The sequence below is a fragment of the Collinsella sp. LCP21S3_A9 genome, assembly GCF_052118785.1.
GTDB lineage: Bacteria > Actinomycetota > Coriobacteriia > Coriobacteriales > Coriobacteriaceae > Collinsella.
This window is the reverse complement of the sequence record NZ_JBQKGN010000006.1, coordinates 79,254-97,442: the sequence shown is the minus strand read 5'-3', so window position 1 is coordinate 97,442 and position 18,189 is coordinate 79,254. Positions and strand designations below refer to the sequence as shown.

The 18,189-nt window shown below is 63.8% G+C and carries 15 protein-coding genes and 4 tRNA genes; all 19 read right to left on the bottom strand.

All coding sequences use genetic code 11. The features are described from left to right. Positions 1-10: 10 nt before the first annotated feature. A tRNA-Leu gene (locus tag ACTQ05_RS04000) sits at positions 11-94 on the bottom strand. A gap of 270 nt (positions 95-364) precedes the next feature. Continuing rightward, complete coding sequence (locus ACTQ05_RS03995) at positions 365-3,196, bottom strand: molybdopterin-dependent oxidoreductase (RefSeq protein ID WP_441056156.1); 2,832 nt, start codon at positions 3,194-3,196, stop codon at positions 365-367. Beyond that, positions 3,196-4,110: an FAD binding domain-containing protein gene (locus ACTQ05_RS03990; protein ID WP_441538023.1), complete on the bottom strand. Its 915-nt coding sequence runs from the start codon at positions 4,108-4,110 to the stop codon at positions 3,196-3,198. Before ACTQ05_RS03990 ends, ACTQ05_RS03995 begins: the two co-directional genes overlap by 1 nt. A gap of 121 nt (positions 4,111-4,231) precedes the next feature. Beyond that, the gene (gene gdhA, locus ACTQ05_RS03985; protein WP_154515369.1) at positions 4,232-5,587 is read right to left on the bottom strand and encodes an NADP-specific glutamate dehydrogenase; all 1,356 of its coding nucleotides are present in this window, start codon (positions 5,585-5,587) and stop codon (positions 4,232-4,234) included. A 349-nt stretch (positions 5,588-5,936) separates the two neighbouring features. Continuing rightward, positions 5,937-6,033, bottom strand: a tRNA-Sec gene (locus ACTQ05_RS03980). A gap of 36 nt (positions 6,034-6,069) precedes the next feature. Next, positions 6,070-8,037 (bottom strand): selenocysteine-specific translation elongation factor, encoded by a 1,968-nt coding sequence (selB, locus tag ACTQ05_RS03975; RefSeq protein WP_441538021.1) that lies wholly within the window; start codon positions 8,035-8,037, stop codon positions 6,070-6,072. Further along, a complete protein-coding gene (selA, locus tag ACTQ05_RS03970) occupies positions 8,034-9,491 on the bottom strand; it encodes an L-seryl-tRNA(Sec) selenium transferase (protein WP_441538019.1) in 1,458 nt (485 codons plus the stop codon). The genes selB and selA overlap by 4 nt, the downstream gene beginning before the upstream one ends. Before the next feature lie 140 nt (positions 9,492-9,631). After that, complete coding sequence (locus tag ACTQ05_RS03965) at positions 9,632-10,471, bottom strand: formate/nitrite transporter family protein (protein WP_441068074.1); 840 nt, start codon at positions 10,469-10,471, stop codon at positions 9,632-9,634. Positions 10,472-10,510: 39 nt separating this feature from the next. After that, positions 10,511-10,888: a hypothetical protein gene (locus tag ACTQ05_RS03960; protein ID WP_441538017.1), complete on the bottom strand. Its 378-nt coding sequence runs from the start codon at positions 10,886-10,888 to the stop codon at positions 10,511-10,513. A 414-nt stretch (positions 10,889-11,302) separates the two neighbouring features. Further along, positions 11,303-11,376, bottom strand: a tRNA-Gly gene (locus tag ACTQ05_RS03955). A 6-nt stretch (positions 11,377-11,382) separates the two neighbouring features. Then, a tRNA-Pro gene (locus tag ACTQ05_RS03950) sits at positions 11,383-11,459 on the bottom strand. 91 nt (positions 11,460-11,550) lie between these two features. Next, a complete protein-coding gene (gene brnQ / locus ACTQ05_RS03945; protein WP_441538016.1) occupies positions 11,551-12,909 on the bottom strand; it encodes a branched-chain amino acid transport system II carrier protein in 1,359 nt (452 codons plus the stop codon). A gap of 66 nt (positions 12,910-12,975) precedes the next feature. Then, positions 12,976-14,115, bottom strand: coding sequence for an aminotransferase class V-fold PLP-dependent enzyme (locus ACTQ05_RS03940; RefSeq protein ID WP_441538014.1), 1,140 nt, complete (start codon positions 14,113-14,115; stop codon positions 12,976-12,978). Beyond that, positions 14,112-14,363: a DUF3343 domain-containing protein gene (locus ACTQ05_RS03935; protein WP_441538012.1), complete on the bottom strand. Its 252-nt coding sequence runs from the start codon at positions 14,361-14,363 to the stop codon at positions 14,112-14,114. Before ACTQ05_RS03935 ends, ACTQ05_RS03940 begins: the two co-directional genes overlap by 4 nt. 19 nt (positions 14,364-14,382) lie before the next feature. Then, a complete protein-coding gene (yedF, locus tag ACTQ05_RS03930) occupies positions 14,383-15,009 on the bottom strand; it encodes a sulfurtransferase-like selenium metabolism protein YedF (protein ID WP_441538010.1) in 627 nt (208 codons plus the stop codon). Between the two features lie 60 nt (positions 15,010-15,069). Beyond that, positions 15,070-16,119 (bottom strand): selenide, water dikinase SelD, encoded by a 1,050-nt coding sequence (gene selD, locus ACTQ05_RS03925; RefSeq protein ID WP_441538008.1) that lies wholly within the window; start codon positions 16,117-16,119, stop codon positions 15,070-15,072. Positions 16,120-16,203: 84 nt separating this feature from the next. Further along, positions 16,204-16,623 (bottom strand): BadF/BadG/BcrA/BcrD ATPase family protein, encoded by a 420-nt coding sequence (locus tag ACTQ05_RS03920; RefSeq protein WP_427727551.1) that lies wholly within the window; start codon positions 16,621-16,623, stop codon positions 16,204-16,206. Between the two features lie 28 nt (positions 16,624-16,651). Then, entirely contained in the window at positions 16,652-17,002 is a 351-nt protein-coding gene (locus ACTQ05_RS03915; protein WP_441016223.1) for a 2-hydroxyacyl-CoA dehydratase, read from the bottom strand. A gap of 116 nt (positions 17,003-17,118) precedes the next feature. Beyond that, positions 17,119-18,189, bottom strand: coding sequence for a sulfate/molybdate ABC transporter ATP-binding protein (locus tag ACTQ05_RS03910; protein WP_441538005.1), 1,071 nt, complete (start codon positions 18,187-18,189; stop codon positions 17,119-17,121).

Here is an 18,189-nt window from a genome sequence, read left to right as displayed (position 1 = left end):
GCAGGTGCGTTGGTGCGGGCGAAAGGACTCGAACCTTCACGGGAATCCCACCAGAACCTAAATCTGGCGCGTCTACCAATTCCGCCACGCCCGCATGAGCGCACAGACTAGGAATGATAGCAGATACGAACGGCAAGCGCACGCACACCTTTTTAGGCCCACGACCTCACCACGAGTTACAGCGGAACAGGGTAGCTAATTTGGGACGGGGCTTTTTTAGCTACCCCGCTTGTGGGGGTAGCTAAAAAAGCCCCGTCCCAAATTAGCTACCCCCATCGGCTATCTCCCGCAGCCCACAATTCGGTTGAAAAGTGGGCTGCGGTTTCCCCGGGCTAGGCAAAGAGCGTCGACAGCGACTCCTCGCCTACTCCCCCAGCAGGGCCTTCTCGGGCGTGATCGGCAGCGAGCGAACCTGGTGGCCGGTGGCGTGCGCCACGGCCGAGGCAACGGCGGCGAGCGGTGTGTTGATGACGACCTCGCCGATCGACTTGGCGCCAAACGGGCCCGTCGGCTCGTAGCTCGGCTCAAAGGCCACGCGAATGCTGCCGATATCCAGGCGCGTGGGCAGCTTGTAGCTCATAAAGTTACCGGTGCGCAGGCGGCCGCGGTCGTCGTGCTCGACAATCTCGTAGAGCGCGTGACCGATGCCCTGAGCAATGCCGCCCTCGGCCTGGACGCGCGCGAGCGCCTCGTTGATCACGGTGCCGCAGTCCACAGCCGCCGCATAGTCCACCACAGTCACCTTGCCGGTGGCCTTGTCGACCTCGACCTCGGCAATGCCGGCCATAAACGGCGGAGGCGAAACGGGCAGGCAGGCAGAAGCATGCGAGGTGAGCGCGTCGCCGCCCGCGATGTTCTTGACGCACAGGTTGGCAAAGTCGCGCAGCGTGAGGTAACGGCCGCACTCGCGAGCGGCGCGCTCGTCAGACAGACGCACGTACTGGCCGTCGAAGACCACGTCGGCGGCGTCCACGTCCCACATCTGGGCGGCCTTGGCGCAGATCTTCTCGCGCAGCTCGGTCGCGGCATTCTTGGCTGCCAGGCCCGTCACGTACGTGCCCGAGCTCGCGTACGAGCCGGCATCGAACGGCGAGACGTCGGTGTCCACGCCGCGCACCACGATAAGCGAGCTCTCCACGCCCAGCTCCTCGGCGGCAATCTGCGCCAGGATCGTGTCGACACCCATGCCGTTATCGGTGGCGCCGGTGCCGATGGTAATGAAGCCGTCCTCTTCCAGGCGCATGTCAATGCCGCCGATATCCACGTTGGAGATGCCCGAGCCCTGCATGGTGAGAGCGCAGCCCAGAGCACGCACGCGGTCGCCCAGGTCCACGGCCAGCGGCTTGTCGCGCCAGCCGATCATGTCCATCGCACGCAGCAGGCAGCGGTCGAGCGCGCAGGCGTTGAGCTTTTCGTTGTAGTACTGCGGCATAATCTCGCCCTCGCGCACGATGTTCTTAAGACGCAGGTCGGCGGGATCCATGTGCAGCATGTCGGCGAGCTCGTTGACGGCGCTCTCCACGGCAAACTGGCCCTGGGTGGCGCCGTAGCCGCGATACGCACCGCCGCGGTTGGTGTTGGTGTAGACGGCGTCCCACCTAAAGCGGCTCGCCTTCACGTGGTTGTAGATGGGCAGGCTCTTGTGACCCGAGAGGCCGATCGTCGTGGTGGCATGTTCGCCATACGCGCCGGCGTTGGACAACGTGTGCAGGTCGATGGCCGTGATGGTGCCGTCGTTCATGGCGCCCAGCTTGACGGTCATCTGCATCTGGTGACGCGAGTTGCCCGCGGTGATGGTCTCCTCGCGGGTGTAGCAGCAATAGCTCGGACGGCCAGTCTGCTGCGTCACGAACGCCACGAAGATCTCGCAGCAGCCCGTCTGCTTGGAGCCAAAGCCGCCGCCGATGCGCGGCTTAATAACCTGCACCTGCGACTGCGGAATGTCGAGCGACTGCGCGACCATGCGGCGCACATGGAAGGGCACCTGCGTGGAGGTGGTCACCGAGATGCGGCCGAACGCGTCGGTCGTCGCGAAGGCACGGAAGGTCTCCATGGGCGCGGTCTGCGTGGCCTGGCTGGTGTAGGTGCGCTCAAAGACGATGTCGCTCTGGGCGAAGGCCTCGTCCAGGTCGCCAAAATCGCTGGTACCGCTGCACACCAGGTTGCGAGCAACGTCGCCGCCCTGCGGGAACATAAAGGTCACGTCGCCCTCGGGGTGGACCACGATGTCGTTATCGAGCGCCTGGGTAAAGTCGAGCAGGGGCTCGAGCACCTCGTAGTCGACCTTGATGAGCTTGAGTGCCTTGTCGGCGGCCTCCTCGGTCTCGGCGGCGACGATCGCCACCTCCTCGTTTTGGTAGCGCACCAGGTTCTCGAGGATCAGGCGGTCGTAGGGGCTCGGCTGCGGATAGCTCTGGCCGGCGATGGTAAAGCGGCGCTTGGGCACGTCCTCGTAGGTGTAGACGCCCACGACGCCGGGCACCTTCAGGGCGCGCGACGTATCGATGGAGCGGATCTTGGCACGGGCATACGGGCTGCGCTTGAGCTTGACGATAAGGGCGCCGGCGGGCACCAGGTCTCCTGTGTAGACGGGACGCCCCTCGAGCAGGGCCTTCGAGTCCTTCTTGGGCTGCTTATGGGTGATCTGCTTGTACGAGACGCCATCGCAGCTGGTGTCGTTGACCGGAAGCTCGGGCATCTCAAAGCCCACCTGCACGCCGGACTCGTTAAGGAAGCGGACGATGGCGCGCAGCTGGCTCTCGTAGCCGCTGCAACGGCAGAGGTTGCCGGCGAGCTGGCGCGAGAGCTCCTCGCGCGTGGCGACGAGGCTCGGGTCCTCCTTGGCGGCGCGGGCAAGCGCCAGCACGTTCATGATGAGGCCGGGGGCGCAAAAACCGCACTGCTCGGCGCCTTCGGCAGCCATTGCGTGGGCGAGCGCCTCGGACTCGGCCTTGAGGCCCTCGAGCGTGGTGACGGAGCGGCCCTCGACGCGCGCAGCGGGAACCGAGCAGCTCAGCACCGGGTCGCCGTCGAGCCACACCGTGCACAGGCCGCAGTTGGTGGTTTCGCAGGCGCAGCGCACCGACGCGCAGCCCTGCTCGCGCAGCAGCGCAAAGAGCATGGTGTCGGGGGCAATCTGAACCTTGACCTTGCGGCCGTTGAGCGTAAAGGAAAGATCGATGAGTTTGGCAGCCATTAGCGCACCTCGCTAGAATCGACGCCGGGCACGCGGCGGCAGGAATACTCGTCCGTGGCAAACTTAGGCACTTGCACGCCCTCGAGCTCGCGGGCAAGCGAGGCCGAAAGCTCGATGCCGGCGGCGCGACGCACGGCCTGCACGGCAAGCGGCGCCGAGATGCAACGGCGATAGTCGGCTGAGCCCCACAGGTTGGTGCCGTAGCTCAGCGCGCGTACGGACGCGGCCAGGGCGCGCAGCTCGTCCTCGGAAGGCTGCTCGCTCACCAGGCCACATGCCTCGCCCTGCAGCAGGGTCGCGCGCAGCGGGCGGGCGCCCACGGTGACATGCCAGCTGTTGTCCCACCAGGCGGCGGTGACGTTTAAGGAGGGGAAGTCGGTCGCGGCCTTGCGCACGGCCTCGTAGCTTGCGCGGTAATCGTGCTTAACGACCACCACGTGCTCGATCACGTCGCGCACGTAGCCCATATCCACGAACTCGGCGAGCGGCACGCGGCCGGCCCCCGTCAGCTCAACGTACGAATCGAGCGCCAAAAAGGCCGAGAGCACGTCCGAGAAACCAAAGCGACCGTAGATGCTGCCGCCCACCGTGGCGGTGTTGCGCAGCTGCACGCCCACGATATCGTGGACGGCGAACTCAAAGACATGGCTGACAAGCGCGTTGAGCTCGGCATGGCGCTCGAGCTGGCGCAGGGTGCACATGGCACCGATGCGAAACTCGGTCTCGGTCTCCTCGATCTGATCGAGTCCGCAGGCCGAAAGGTCAATCGCCGTCGCCACGCGACGCGAACCCAGGCGCATCCAGATGCCGCCGCCCACAATCTTGTTGTTGCGGTTCTTCTGTAAGAGCTCATAGGCTTCGGCCGCGTTTCCAACGCGAACGTAGGTACCGAACTTGAGCACGTTCTCCCCCATCTCCTCACTTGTCCAGTATCTCTAAGTGTACCAAACGAGGGCGCACAGCCCTCGCCACCATAGAAAAAGGCTCCCAGCTTGATGGCTGGGAGCCTCATCACATGCTATGTCAAGCGAAGATCTAACAGACACCCTGGGCGAGCATGGCGTCGGCGACCTTCAGGAAGCCGGCGATGTTGGCGCCCATGACAAAGTTGCCCTCCTGGCCGTACTCCTTGGCGGTGTCGTCCACGTTGTGGAACATGCCGCGCATGAGCTGCTCGAGCTTGCCGTCGACCTCCTCGAAGGTCCAGGACAGGTGCTCGGCGTTCTGGCTCATCTCCAGGCCGGACACGAGCACGCCGCCGGCGTTGGCAGCCTTACCGGGCATAAAGGCGACGCCGTTCTCCTGGAAGTAAGTCGTGGCCTCGATGGTCGTGGGCATGTTCGCGCCCTCGCCGACCACCTTGCAGCCGTTGGCGACGAGCGCCTGGGCGTCCTCGAGCAGCAGCGTGTTCTCGCGAGCGCAGGGCAGCGCGATGTCGCAGGGCAGCTGCCACACGCCGCGGCCGTCGCCCTCGTGCCACACGGCGTTGGGCTTCTCGTCAACATACATGGCGAGCGTGACGCCCTTGTCGTGGCCGGAGCGCTTCTTGTTGTAGACGTGCTCGAGCACGGTGTAGTCGATGCCGTCGGGATCCTCGACCCAGCCGTGGGTATCGGAGCAGGCGAGCACCTTGCCGCCGAGCTGGGCGACCTTCTGGACCGCGTAGATGGCGACGTTACCGGAGCCGTGAACGACAACGTTCTTGCCCTCGAAGGAGTCGCCGCGGCTCTTGAGGTACTCGTCCACAAAGTAGACCAGACCGTAACCGGTGGCCTCGGTACGGGCGAGCGAGCCGCCAAAGGAGAGGCCCTTGCCGGTAAGGACGCCGGTCCACTCGTTGGTCAGGCGCTTGTACTGACCGAACATGTAGGCAACCTCGCGGCCGCCAACGCCCAGGTCGCCGGCGGGAACGTCGGTGTTGGGGCCAATGTGGCGATAGAGCTCGGTCATGAAGGACTGGCAGAAGTGCATGATCTCGTTGTTGGACTTGCCCTTGGGGTCAAAGTCGGAGCCGCCCTTGCCGCCGCCCATGGGAAGGGTGGTCAGGCTGTTCTTGAGGATCTGCTCCAGACCCAGGAACTTGAGCATACCCAGGGTGACCGTCGGGTTAAAGCGCAGGCCGCCCTTGTAGGGTCCAATGGCAGAGTTGAACTCGACGCGGTAACCGCGGTTGACCTGAACCTTGCCCTGATCGTCGACCCAGGGAACACGGAACATGACGATGCGCTCGGGCTCGACGAGGCGCTCCAGCAGGGCGGCCTCCTCGTACTCGGGGTGGGCGTCGAGCGCCGGCTGGATGGTGCCGAGGATCTCGGTCGCGGCCTGGATGAACTCAGGCTGCTCGGGATAGCGGGCCTTGAGCTCTTCGAGAACTTTCTGCGTGTAGCTCATGCTTCCTCCAATGATGGGAAACGAAAATGTCGGTCACGGCACCCTATGCGCCGCGAACTTTATCGTGTATGGATAATATCGCACTGTTGCAGCAAAGTTTCGCATAAGCCGACGAGCAGATGTTTCGTTTTGATTACGATGCAGGTAGAAGCGTTTTTGAGCACCCGACGTACAAATCGCGTGTTTCGAAGCTGTTTCGTCCACATGTTCCAAACCACCACATTGGGGACACATGATGCGCCCGGGCACACCGGCGGCAAGACAGACGACACGGCGGACCCGCATAAAAACAAAACAGCGCCTTTGCGGCACGCAGCAAGACCGCGAGCACAAAAGCGCTGGTGGCGTGTGGCGGGAACGTATGTGAATCGAACACATCCAAGACGTTTTGCACGCCTCGCAACGGTTTTGAGGACCGCGGAGCCCACCGGAGCCCATCCGTTCCCAAGTGCGGCGGTATTTTACCAAACCGAGCAGCCAGTCTAGCGCAGGGACCTCAGGCCGCCGGCTTCCTTGTCGAGCACCGTAAAGCGCACGGCATCCAGGTGCTCCAAGATGCTGATGGCACGTTTGCGCGACACGCCCAGCGCCTCGCGCAGCACGCTCGTGGTGGCAGCGCCGCCGGCTGCCTCAATGGCAGCGGCGACAAGCTCGCGCGCATGGGCTTCCGAGATGGCAGACAGGGCAACGTCGCGCTCGACCTTAACGATCGAGCGGTTGAGCGAAAGCTCGCGCAGGGCGCGCGTCATGGTGTCGCGGTCGAGCTGCAGTCGCTCACCCACCTCGGGCAGCGTCGGCGCATCGATGCCGGCCCCGTCGAGCAGCGCCACAATGCGCTCACACGCCTCGCGCACCACACGCGCCGCGGCAGCAGCGGAGTGCGGGTCGAACACCTCGGTGCCCTCGGCGGCGCACACGCCACGCGAGCAGCCCTCGGCAATCAGAGCCGCGGCAACGCCTTCATCGGCGGCAGGCCACGCAGCATGGGCAACGGCGCCGGGCGTAAAACCCGTCTCCTTGGGAGCCGCCGCGTGCATGGCAGACAGGGTCGCCGCCAGCACGTCCATGGCGGCATCGAGCACGGCGCCATTCGCATACAACGTGCCGCCCGAGCCGGCAAGCTCGCAAACAACACCTCGCGCCACCAACTCGCCCAGTGCTGCCTCAGCCTCACCGGCAACAAGATCGAGCGCCTCGGCAACATCAGCCGCCGCAACCGGCAGCGCCTGCAGCGCCAGCCACGCGTCTACGCTAGCAACGGCATCGCCGGCTTCAAGCGCCGCAAACAGCGCACGCTCGCCGGCCGAAAGCTCGCGCGAGCGACGGCAGCGCGAAAGCAGCACACGCCCGCCGCCGATGAGCATAACGGGCGAATACGACAGCACCACGGCATGGTCTCCGGCGCGCAGCGGCAATGGCTCCTCCAGGCGCACCTGCACGGTACGGGTCTCGCCCACCGCCATGGGGGCCTCGCCCTCCAAAAGCATGACGCGGCCGATGACCTCGGCCGTGCCGGCCATCACGTGCACGCGCGCGCCCGACTCGAGCACGCGCGGCTTGGCGCCCTCGCGGCCCAGGTAGGTAAACGTCATCATAAAGCGCAACGTCTGACCAAAGCGACCCGCCACGCCCAGCATCTCACCACGGTCAAGCGCCGCGACACCGTCACCGACCAGGTTGAGCGCCACGCGTTGCCCAGGCAGCGCGCGCAGCGTATCGCCATGCACCTGAATCCCGCGCACACGACAGACCGTACGCGACGGCAAAGCCATCAGCTCGTCGCCCACAGCAACCGGTGCATCGTGCAGCGTTCCCGTAACGACGGTGCCGACACCCTTGATCGTAAAGCAGCGGTCAATCGGCAGGCGAGACGCGGCATCGCTCCGATCGGAACGGTCGCGGCAAGCATCCCAGCAGGCACTTACCTGCTCGTCGAGCACCGCAAGCAGCCCGTCAATCCCCTCGCCCGTCTTGGACGACACGGGCACAATCGGCGCGCCCGCAAACACGGTACCCGACAAAAAAACATCGACATCGAGCTCGGCAAGCTCGGTCATCTCGGCATCGGCCAGGTCGCACATCGTCAGCGCGACCACCATATGCGTAACGCCCAGCAGCTCCAGCACATGCACGTGCTCGCGGGTCTGCGGCATCACGCCCTCGACGGCCGAAACCACCAGCACGGCCACGTCGATACCCGTGGCGCCCTGCACCATGGCGCGCAGGTAGTGGGCATGGCCAGGCACGTCGACCAGGCCGACAATCTTGCCACTCGGCAGCGCCAGCTCGCCAAAGCCAAGCTCAGCGGTCATACCTCGACGACGCTCAACCTCCAGACGGTCGGGATTCTTGCCGGTCAGTGCCTCGATCAATGCCGACTTACCGTGGTCGACGTGGCCCGCCGTGCCAACGATAACGGGACACTCCACCAGCGCCTGGACCTCACTCATCGAGCAAGCGCCTTCTCAACGCATGCGGCAAGCGTCGACGCCGCCGTCTCGATGTCGCGGTCGCCCACGAGCGTACGGACGTCAAACAAAATGCGATCGTGCGAGGTTCGCGTGACGACCGGCGTGTCGAAGTCCTGGACAAGCGAGCGCTTGAGCGCATCGACCGTCAGGCGCGCGTCAACAAGACGCACGGCAACGCACATCGTGGGCAGCTCCATGGTAGGCAGCGAGCCGCCACCGGGGGTCGACGATTCCTCGACGATCTCCACCTGAACGGCGCACGGGCAACCGGCCTTATCGAGCCCGGCGACCATACGATCGCGCAGCTTGCGGGCACGTCGCTCCAAATGGGCCTGCGGCAGCGTAAGCATGTTGAGCACCGGCACCTCGCGATGGGCCGCATCCGCCCCGTCCATGTAAATGCGCAGCGTGGCCTCGAGCGCCGACAGAGCCAGTTTGCCCGGACGCAGAGCGCGCATGAGCGGATGTGCGCCGCAGGCCTGGACCAGATCGCGACGGCCCATGATGATGCCCGCCTGCGCCGCGCCCAGCAGCTTATCGCCCGAGCACGACACGATATCGAGCCCCGCCGCGACCGAAGCCGGCGTGGGTTCCTCGCCACCGCGCACCAGGATGTCATCGGGCAGGAGCGCGCCCGACCCCTGGTCCTCATAGAACAGCAGGCCGTGCTTGTGAGCAAGCGCCGCAAGCTCCCGAGAGCTCACTTCCTCGTGAAAGCCCTCGATGCGATAGTTGGAAGGATGGACCTTGAGAATCATGGCCGTATCGGGCGTGATGGCTTGCTCATAATCTGCTAGGTGCGTGCGGTTGGTGGCGCCGACCTCGACGAGCTTGGCGCCCGAAGACGCCATGACATCGGGGATGCGAAAGCTGCCGCCGATCTCGACAAGCTCGCCGCGGCTAACGATGACCTCCTTGCCTGCGGCATGGGTCGCCAGCACCAGCAGCACCGCGGCGGCGTTGTTGTTGACCACAAGCGCGTCCTCGGCGCCGGTGAGCGAGCGGATCAGCTGCGCGGCGTGTTCCTTGCGCGACCCGCGCGAGCAGGTGTCCACGCTGTACTCGAGCGTACTGTACCCGCGCGCAACCTCGGCCACGGCCTTTGCCGCCGACTCCGCGAGCGGGGCGCGGCCCAAGTTGGTATGGATGACCACGCCCGTGGCGTTGACGGCAGGGCGCAGGCTCGGCAGCGCGGAGCGGTGCGCACGCCACTCGATCGCCGAGGCCAGGTCGCGCTTAGAGCGCGGGGCGGCACCGGCGCGAATGGCGGCGCGTTCCTCGTCGAGCTCGGCCGTGACGGCGGCATGCACCACCGCGTCGCAGGTCTCCCCCGCCGCCTTAACTACCGGCCACTCGGCGAGCAGCTCGTTGACGGAGGGAATGGCGCGCAGGCGGGCGCGAACCTCATCGGACATGTTCTGGCTATCGCTCATGTGCGGCCTTTCAAAACCAAAGGTGAATCAATCGTTCGAACGTCAAACTATCAGCCGATTCGATCGGCTGAGTCAATCAATCGCTATTATCCTCGCACGGCGACGCCCCGCGGGAGGTCCAACGTCAAACAGACGGTACCCTACGCCTCAGACTTCTTGGCGTAGATAAACCAGTATCCGAGCGCGACCAGAACCGCACCGCCCACGATGTTGCCCAACGTGGCGGCGGACAGGTTAAACGCAATGCCCGCGGCGTTGAGCGCATCGGCGCCGGCGACGTCGGCACCATAGCCGCACGCGTGCATCACGGCACCCATGGGCAAAAAATACATATTGGCAACGCAGTGCTCAAAACCGCAGGCCACAAAGGCGGCGATGGGCAGCAGAATGCCCACGACCTTATCGACCACGGTCTTGCCGGCAGTACCGATCCACACGGCCAGGCACACAAAGATGTTACACAGGATGCCGCGGAAGAAGATCGTCAGCCAGTCGATCGTCACCTTGCCGGCGGCGACACTCACCATGGAATTGGCGACCGCCTCGCCGTTGAGCTTGTAAACGCCGGCCATGTACACCAAAAAGACGATGAACAGGGCACCGGCAAAGTTGCCAAGCCACACGACGACCCAAGCCTTGAGCATCTGGACCAGGGTGATCTTTTTGCTCTTGAGAGCGCAGACCATAAGCGAATTACCGGTGAACAACTCGGCGCCACACACCAGCACCAGCACCAGGCCCAGGCAAAAGCACAGGCCGCCCACGACGCGCTGGGCACCCCAGCCCAGCGTGCTGTCGCTCAAAAACACCGTAAAGAACAGACCGCCGAAGGCGATAAACGCACCGGCGAACATTGCCAACAGAAAGGCCTGAGCGACCGGCAGGTTAGCCTTGGTCACGCCGGCGGCCTCGGTCTTGGCCTCGATCGCGGCGGGCGCCAGGCAATCGGGAGCAGGGTACTCCACCTTGGAATCTGCCATGTCAATCACTTCTTTCCTAATCACCAGGGACAAGCGCTGCTACAGCTCCTGTCCCAAGCGGACAAAGTGGGAAAAGTCGTTGGCGGCCACGGCGTCGTACACGGCGTCAACGGCGTCAAAGACTTCCGGGGACATGGGGTTGTAGAACTCCGCGTCGCCCGGCTGAATCCCTATGAAGACGATATCATCGCACGATTGCTCGATTTCTTCGATCAGAATCGACAAAGGGAGCGAATGCGTGGTGAACATCGACTTGCGGGCCACATCGCGCTTGTCGAGCGAGCGGATGGAGCCACCTGCTGGGCATGCAGGCCAAAGTCGTCGTCGAACACCAAGATGCCGGCCTTGGCCGACCCGCGAAAACCGCGCTCGTCGAGCAGCGCATCGCAGGCCTCGAGTAGCGACGGCACGTGCCAACCATAATCTGCCAGATAATAGCCGGCGTTTCCTGGCCGAGCAATCTCAACCTGAAGCTCAGGTGCAAGTTTCGGTGAAATACGGACTACATGGGCCATAAAAGCCGGAAAACAGTCCGTATTTCACCGCAACTTAGGAGGGGATGTGGGGTCCACGGCAGGTATATGAAAATGCTCTGCTTCCAAAAGGAAGCAGAGCCATTCATCAATCTTATAGAGCGGGCGACGGGAAGTCCAAGGGTTTGCTTTGCAAACCCTTGTTTCGATGCGGGCCATTGGCCCTTGCGTGCTGCGCTGGAAAATGCTCACGCATTTTCTCAGCTTCGCACCCTGCCGGGTTCGATTCCCGTCGCCCGGCACGCTTATGAAAACGGCTCTGGCACCAAATAGAGCCAAAGCCGTTAAAACTATCCTATGGAGCGGGCGACGGGAATCGAACCCGCGTCATCAGCTTGGAAGGCTGGGGTTCTACCATTGAACTACGCCCGCAAGATATGGTCGGGACGACAGGATTTGAACCTGCGACATCCTGCTCCCAAAGCAGGCGCGCTACCAAACTGCGCCACGTCCCGAAGGTGTTGAGCAGCTAAGGTCTAAACCTTGCGTGTCCCAAAGCGAAGGAAATTATAGGGGAGACTTCCCGCTTGTGCAAGCGACGATACCCTAGCTCCTCGAATGTGTGACAAACTGGCTATGGAGCAGGCCAATCACAAACGCCACAACGGCGGCCGGCGCCCACGCGGCTCCAATGTCTGCAAACGGCAGCGCATCGAATGGCAGCCACGCGCCCGCAAAAAACGCGTCGCGGACCGAGGTGATCACGCTCTGCACCGCGACGACGCCGCCGACCCAAACCCACACCCGCGGATGCGCATCGCAAAAACCGTGCACCAGGCCCATAAGCACCAGCACGATGGCAACGGGATACAAGGCGTTGAGCATGGGCACCGAGAACATGAGAATCGCGTCGAGGCCCACGTTGGAGAGCACGCACGAAAACGCCGCGAACACAAAGGCGAAAACCGCGAAGGGACGGCGCATGGCCTCCTCGGAAGCCTCCGCTCCCCCTTCGACCACATACGTCTCGCAGAAGTAGCGCGAGCAGCAGCTGATGAGGCCGATGCACACGTTCATGCAGGCGAGGAAAAAGATTGCAAAGACCACGACCGTGCCGGCAAGACCAAAGTGCATGGAGGCAGAACGGGCAAGGATGGCGGCACCGTTGGTGGCATCGGGCACAACCGTGCCGAGCTGCATGCCGGCAAGCGCCAGGCCGCAGTAGATGATGGCCATGAGCACGCCGGCGATCACACCAGAACGCGAGATCTCGAAGGCCACGCGCTTGTCATCGGTCACGCCCAGCTCGTGGATGGTCTCGGCGATGATAATGCCAAAGGCGAGCGACGCAAGCAGGTCCATGGTCTGGTAGCCGGTCAAAAAGCCCTGCACGGCAGCGCCTGCATCGTAGGGAGCCTGCGGCGCGCCAGCGGGACCCAACGGCGAGACCACGGCGGCACCCACGACCAGCACGATGAGCGCAATGAGCGCGGGTCCCGTAATGCGACCGAGCACGCGCGTGATAACGCCCGGACGCAGCGTGAGCGCAAACGCGACGACGAAGAAGCCAACGGCAAACACCAGGCGAGTTGTGCCGAGCGAGACGCCCTCGGGCAGCAGCGGCACCAGCATCTCGAAGGCCGTGGAGCTCGTGCGCGGAATAGCCAGGCACGGGCCGATGGCTAGATACACCGCCGCAACGAAGAATTCACCAAACTTAGGATGCACACGCCCGGCCAGCTCGCGCGCCGTTCCGGCAAGCGCCACGGCGATAAAGCCCATGACGGGCAGGCCGATGGCGGCAATCAGAAAGCCGAGCATGGCGAGCGGCGTGGCAGAGCCTGCCTGCAGCGCCAACAGCGGCGGAATAATGAGGTTGCCGGCGCCAAAGAGCATCGAGAACAGGGCGATGCCGACGGTAACGACATGGTCGGAGCGCAGGCCGTGCGGGGCGGATGAGGCCATGGGACCACCTTTCGGGTCGAAACAAAACGGGACGGGCAAAAGACCCGTCCCGCAAGTATATACGCTCTAACAGGCTAAATCGCGGAGCGCGTCAATCGCGGTGTCGACTTCCTCGTCCGTGTTGAAATACCCAAACGAGAAACGAACGACACCCTGACGCTCAGTCCCGAGCGCGCGGTGCATGAGCGGGGCACAATGGGCGCCGGGGCGCGTCGCAATCCCCCACCCCTGCATGAGCGCGTCCGAAATCTGGGCAGAGTCGATATCACCCACGTTGAGTGAGACGATCGCCGAGCGCACGGGCTGGTCAAAGGCACCGTAGAGCTTAATCCCCGGAATCTCGCGCACGCCGGCAAGGAAGCGCTCTGCAAGCGAGCGCTCATGCGCCGCAATCGCCTCGACCCCGCCTTGTGCCTCGATAAAGTCGAGGCCGGCAGAAAGGCCCGCGATACCGTGACCGTTGAGCGTGCCCGCCTCAAGGCGCGTGGGCCACTCAAGCGGCTGCAGCGCATCGAAGCTGTGCACGCCCGTGCCGCCCATGGCCCAGGGCGCCACGTCGACGCCCTCTGCCACGGCCAGGCCGCCGGTCCCCTGCGGACCCATAAGCCCCTTGTGACCGGTAAAACACACAACGTCGAGCCCCATGGCATCCATGTCGATCTTCGCCGTGCCGGCAGACTGCGAGGCATCGACGATCACCAGCGCACCTGCCGCATGGGCCATGGCCGCTACGCGCGCAATGTCGACCGCGTTGCCGGTCACATTGGAGGCGTGCGTCACCACCACAGCACGCGTGTCCGGCGTCACCAACCACTCGAGCTCGTCGTAGTCGAGCACGCCGTTCGCGTCGCAGCCCGCATGCTCAACCGCCACACCCTGTTCCGCTGCCAGGCGATTGAGCGGGCGTAACACCGAGTTGTGCTCGAGCACCGTCGTGACCACACGGTCGCCGGGGCGCACCACGCCACAGATGGCGGTGTTGAGCGCCGCGGTGGAGTTGGGCGTAAAACAAACATGGTCCGCTCTCGGGCAACCCAAAAGGCGCGCGAGCTTGGCACGACAGCCGTGGATGGTACGCGCCGCGTCGAGCGCACCCGACGTCGCGCCACGTCCGGCATTGCCGAGCGAGCACATCGCCTGCGTCACGGCATCGATGACCGTCTGCGGCTTATGCATGGTCGTCGCCGCGTTATCCAGATAGATCATCGCACGACCTCCCACATGTCAATCACCGTAAAGCCCTCGGTGGGAACACCAGCTGTGGCAAGCTCGGCGCGCAGTAGCTCCTCATCGGCAGGCAACGCCTTCCACGCCAAGCCGCAGCCGGCAGCGACCTCCCCGGGCACGGGGATCGTGCGCCCGGGGAGGCCGCGCTCGATGCATAGGGACTCGCAGCCCATGGCGGCCGCCGTGGTGGGAAACGTGATGACAAGCGCCGGACGCTTCTCCCTCATGGCAACTCCAACCAATACGCTACGGGCGCACGACGCGCACGGCCTGCCCCATCTTCTCCACGATCACGTACATGTTGGTGACCTCGCCCACCGCAAGCTGGTCTTTGATGCCAAAGTGGTCCAGGCAGGTACCGCAGGTGAGAATCTCGACGCCCTGCTCGGCCAGGCCCTTCAGGTCATCGAGCACCGGCGAGCCCTCGACGGTGAGCTTGGCGCCGCCGTTGTAGAACAGCATGGTCGCGGGCAGCTCCTCCTGCTGCGTCACGGCAAAGATGAAGGCCTTCATGAGCTTGTGGCCCAGCTCGTCGTCGCCGCGGCCCATGCAGTCGGTGTAGACGGAAATGACGAGCTTGCCCTTGCCGGCGCTGGCATCACAGAAGGCAGCGCCATCCTGCTCGGGATCAGCCACGGCCACGGCACCGGCGGTCGCCACGGTCACGTGCCACTCGGCGTCAGAAACCTTCTCGACCGAGGCCGTGCAGCCCTTCTCCTGCGCCATCTTGGAGATGTTCTTGACGGCGGTCTCGTTATCGACCGAGGTCACGACAACGCCCTCGCCATCGAGTTGCTTGAGCGCCTTAAGCGTCTTGACAACGGGCAGCGGGCAGGCATCGTCCATGGCATTAACTTCAATCTTGGTAGACATAGCATTTCCTTTCGAAAGAACCGTTCTAGAGAACGGTAAACAGTTACATAAACGTGCGGGCTAGCGGACAACGTGGACGGCAGGACCGCCTGGCACCGGCTCGCACACGCGACCGACGACGGCGGCAACGCACCCCTCGGCATGCAGACGGCGCGCAAGCTCATCCACATCGGCAGCAGGCGCCGCGATAAGCAGGCCGCCCGAGGTCTGCGGATCGTACAGCGCGTCGAGCATGCCCGGCTCCAGGCCATCGTCGACCGCCACGCGCGAGCCAAAAAAGTCCTGGTTGCGGTAGGCGCCGGCAGGGATAATGCCAAGGCGTGCCATGTCGAGCACCTGGTCAAAGAGCGGCACCGCCCCCGACACAAGCTCAATCTGCACGCCCGAGCCCTCGGCCATCTCGCACGCATGTCCGATCAGGCCAAAGCCCGTGATGTCGGTGCAGCCATGAAGCTCGAGGTCCTCGGCCAGACGAATCGGAGCCTCGTTGAGGGTCCGCATCGAGTCAAACATGGCTGCGGCCTCGTCCTGTTCGATGAGCTCGCCCTTAATGGCCGTAGTGATGATGCCCGAGCCGATCGCCTTGGTCAGCAGCAGAACATCGCCCACGCGTGCGCCGCTGTTGGTGAGCATACGGTCAAGCGCGACAAAGCCACTCACGGACAGGCCGTACTTGGGCTCGTCGTCGTTGATGGTGTGGCCGCCCGCGATGGCACAGCAGGCCTCGACGCACTTGTCGGCGCCACCCGCCAGAATCTGGCCGGCAACCTCAACGCCCAGGCAACTGGGTATGCAAAGCAGGTTCATGGCATGGCTCGGCCGTCCGCCCATGGCGTATATGTCCGACAGCGAGTTTGCCGCGGCGATCTGGCCAAACAGGAACGGGTCGTCGACCATCGGTGGGAAGAAGTCGATGGACTGCACGAGGCCCAAGTTATCGCCAACGCGGAAGACGCTCGCATCGTCGGAGGTATCGAACCCCACGAGCAGGTTGTCGTTATGCACATTGGGTAAGTCGCCCAGGACCTGGGCGAGGGCTCCAGGAGCCAACTTAGCGGCTCAACCGCTCGCGGCAGTCATCTGCGTGAGCTTCATGAGATCGTCAGCCATCGATACCTCCTCTCATAGGTCAATCAGTTCCTCCCAGTATACGCATGGCGGCGCCGAGAGCGGGCAATTTATCGCACCGGCCCCCTACGCGAGCGCCTGGGCTCGAATGGCCGCGCCGATGGCACCGGCAAAGCGGGCCTGGGGCGAGGTGGTGACCGGCGAGCCCACCAATGCGCCAAGACGCTCGACGACATAGGCGTTTTCGCACAGACCACCGGTCAGATAGTACGGGGCGCCCGCGGCTTGCGAGGCCATGGTCGCCACACGCGACACGACGCTCTCGATCACGCCACGCGCAATGTTCTCGCGCGGCTCGCCGCGGCCGATCAGGCTAATGACCTCGCTCTCGGCAAACACCGTGCACATGCTGCTGATCTTGGTGGGCTCGCCGGAACGCGCCAGGTCGGCAGCCACGTCATAGCCAGCCGCTGCCAGTGCCTCGCGCAGCCGCTCGGAAGCATCGACCGAGGAGAACCCGGTTGGCTGCACGCAGGTCCACGTCACCGAATCCACCCCATCGACCACAGCGGCCTTAGCCGCCGTAGAAGCCCTCGAGCTCCTCCTTGAGCAGGCGGCACTCCTCGTACCAGCCTTCACGCTCGTAGGCGCGATCGCGACCCTGCGGAAGATGCAGAATGTGCGTGCGCTTGAGCTCCCCCAGCAGCTCGTACATCTTCTTCTTGCCGTCGCAGGTGGTCTCGCCGATGATCATGTCGCTAAAGTACGTAAACGGGCACTTTTGCGAGTAGGCAAAGACGTACGTCGACTTGATGAGCGGACACAGATTTGCCGGCAGCACCTTCTCGCCCTCGGGAATCACCTCGTCGGACGTACCACACAGAGCCACGCTTGCAGCCCCCGCGGCATCGTCGTACGACAGCATCGTGTGCCGTCGTTTAATAAATAATTATCTTGATTGATAAGAGTTTGTCATCCCTCATTCGGCGAACGGCAAGACAAAGCCGCCGAGACTTATATCCCCGACGGCATTACCCGGCGCTATCGACAGACCAAATGGATCCTACTGGCATCAAAATGCATGCGCAGCGTCTCGCCCGCTTGCGGCAGCCCGTCGACAGGCACGCCCACCTTGTTGACCTTCCACTGCAGGCGCGTGGGCGCATCGACGCGCGGCACGTCCAGCAGCACCAGGCGCTCAAAACGTGAATCGCTCACTCGGGCCACGTGCAAATCATAGCTGTTGCGGCCCCGCTCCGCGCGATTGTCAACATGGAAGTAGCTTGCGCGAATGCCCAGGTACACCACATTATCGGGAACCTCGCGACCCACGTTAAAGGTCATGCCCCAGTCGAGCGCCTCAACTTCCTCGGGCCCGATCTTTCGTGCGCGGCTTGTGTTCTTGCACCCCGTCAAGCGCAGCGCCGCCAGCGTCTGCGGACGGCGAACCACGTCCTCGACAGAACCGATCTCCTCGACGCGCCCGTTATGCATCACGCAGATGCGCTGGCAGAGGCGGCACGCTTCGTCAATGTCGTGGCTCACGTAGAGCACGGTGCGGTTACAGACGTCGAACAGGTCGAGCATGTTCTGCTCGAGTGCGCTCTTAAGATAGGAATCGAGCGCGCTCATAGGCTCGTCGAACATAAAGATGCCCGGATGCGCCGCCACCATGCGGGCGAGCGCCACGCGTTGCTGCTGGCCGCCCGAGAGTCGCGCGGGATAGCGGTCGGCAAAATCGGCCAGACCGAAAATGCCCAGATAGCGCTCGGCGAGCTTTTTGCGCGCGGCGGCGTCGCCCGCATCCTTTACGCCGGCGCATACGTTATCGGCCACCGTCATGTTGGGAAACAGCTGATAGTTTTGGAACAGCAGGGCGCATTTGCGCTCCTGGGGCGACAGGTTGATGCCCGCCGCCGAGTCAAAAAAGGTCATGCCGTTGACGACGATCTTGCCCTCGTCGGGCGTCTCCACGCCGGCAATGCAGCGCAACGTACAGCTCTTGCCACAACCCGAGGCGCCCAGCAGCGCCACGCGCTCCTCGCCGGCCTCAAGCTGCATGTCGAGCGTAAACCCGGGATAGCGTTTTTTGATGTCCAGAACGAGTGACAT

Coding starts and splice junctions, on each gene's coding strand:
- gdhA (WP_154515369.1), bottom strand. CDS start 5,587: ATGAGCTACACGCAGAAAGTTCTCGAAGAGCTCAAGGCCCGCTATCCC.
- yedF (WP_441538010.1), bottom strand. CDS start 15,009: ATGTCTACCAAGATTGAAGTTAATGCCATGGACGATGCCTGCCCGCTG.
- ACTQ05_RS03915 (WP_441016223.1), bottom strand. CDS start 17,002: ATGCTGTCGTACGACGATGCCGCGGGGGCTGCAAGCGTGGCTCTGTGT.
- ACTQ05_RS03910 (WP_441538005.1), bottom strand. CDS start 18,189: ATGTCACTCGTTCTGGACATCAAAAAACGCTATCCCGGGTTTACGCTC.
- ACTQ05_RS03990 (WP_441538023.1), bottom strand. CDS start 4,110: ATGGGGGAGAACGTGCTCAAGTTCGGTACCTACGTTCGCGTTGGAAAC.
- selB (WP_441538021.1), bottom strand. CDS start 8,037: ATGAGTGAGGTCCAGGCGCTGGTGGAGTGTCCCGTTATCGTTGGCACG.
- brnQ (WP_441538016.1), bottom strand. CDS start 12,909: ATGGCCTCATCCGCCCCGCACGGCCTGCGCTCCGACCATGTCGTTACC.
- ACTQ05_RS03965 (WP_441068074.1), bottom strand. CDS start 10,471: ATGGCAGATTCCAAGGTGGAGTACCCTGCTCCCGATTGCCTGGCGCCC.
- ACTQ05_RS03940 (WP_441538014.1), bottom strand. CDS start 14,115: ATGATCTATCTGGATAACGCGGCGACGACCATGCATAAGCCGCAGACG.
- selA (WP_441538019.1), bottom strand. CDS start 9,491: ATGAGCGATAGCCAGAACATGTCCGATGAGGTTCGCGCCCGCCTGCGC.
- ACTQ05_RS03935 (WP_441538012.1), bottom strand. CDS start 14,363: ATGAGGGAGAAGCGTCCGGCGCTTGTCATCACGTTTCCCACCACGGCG.
- ACTQ05_RS03995 (WP_441056156.1), bottom strand. CDS start 3,196: ATGGCTGCCAAACTCATCGATCTTTCCTTTACGCTCAACGGCCGCAAG.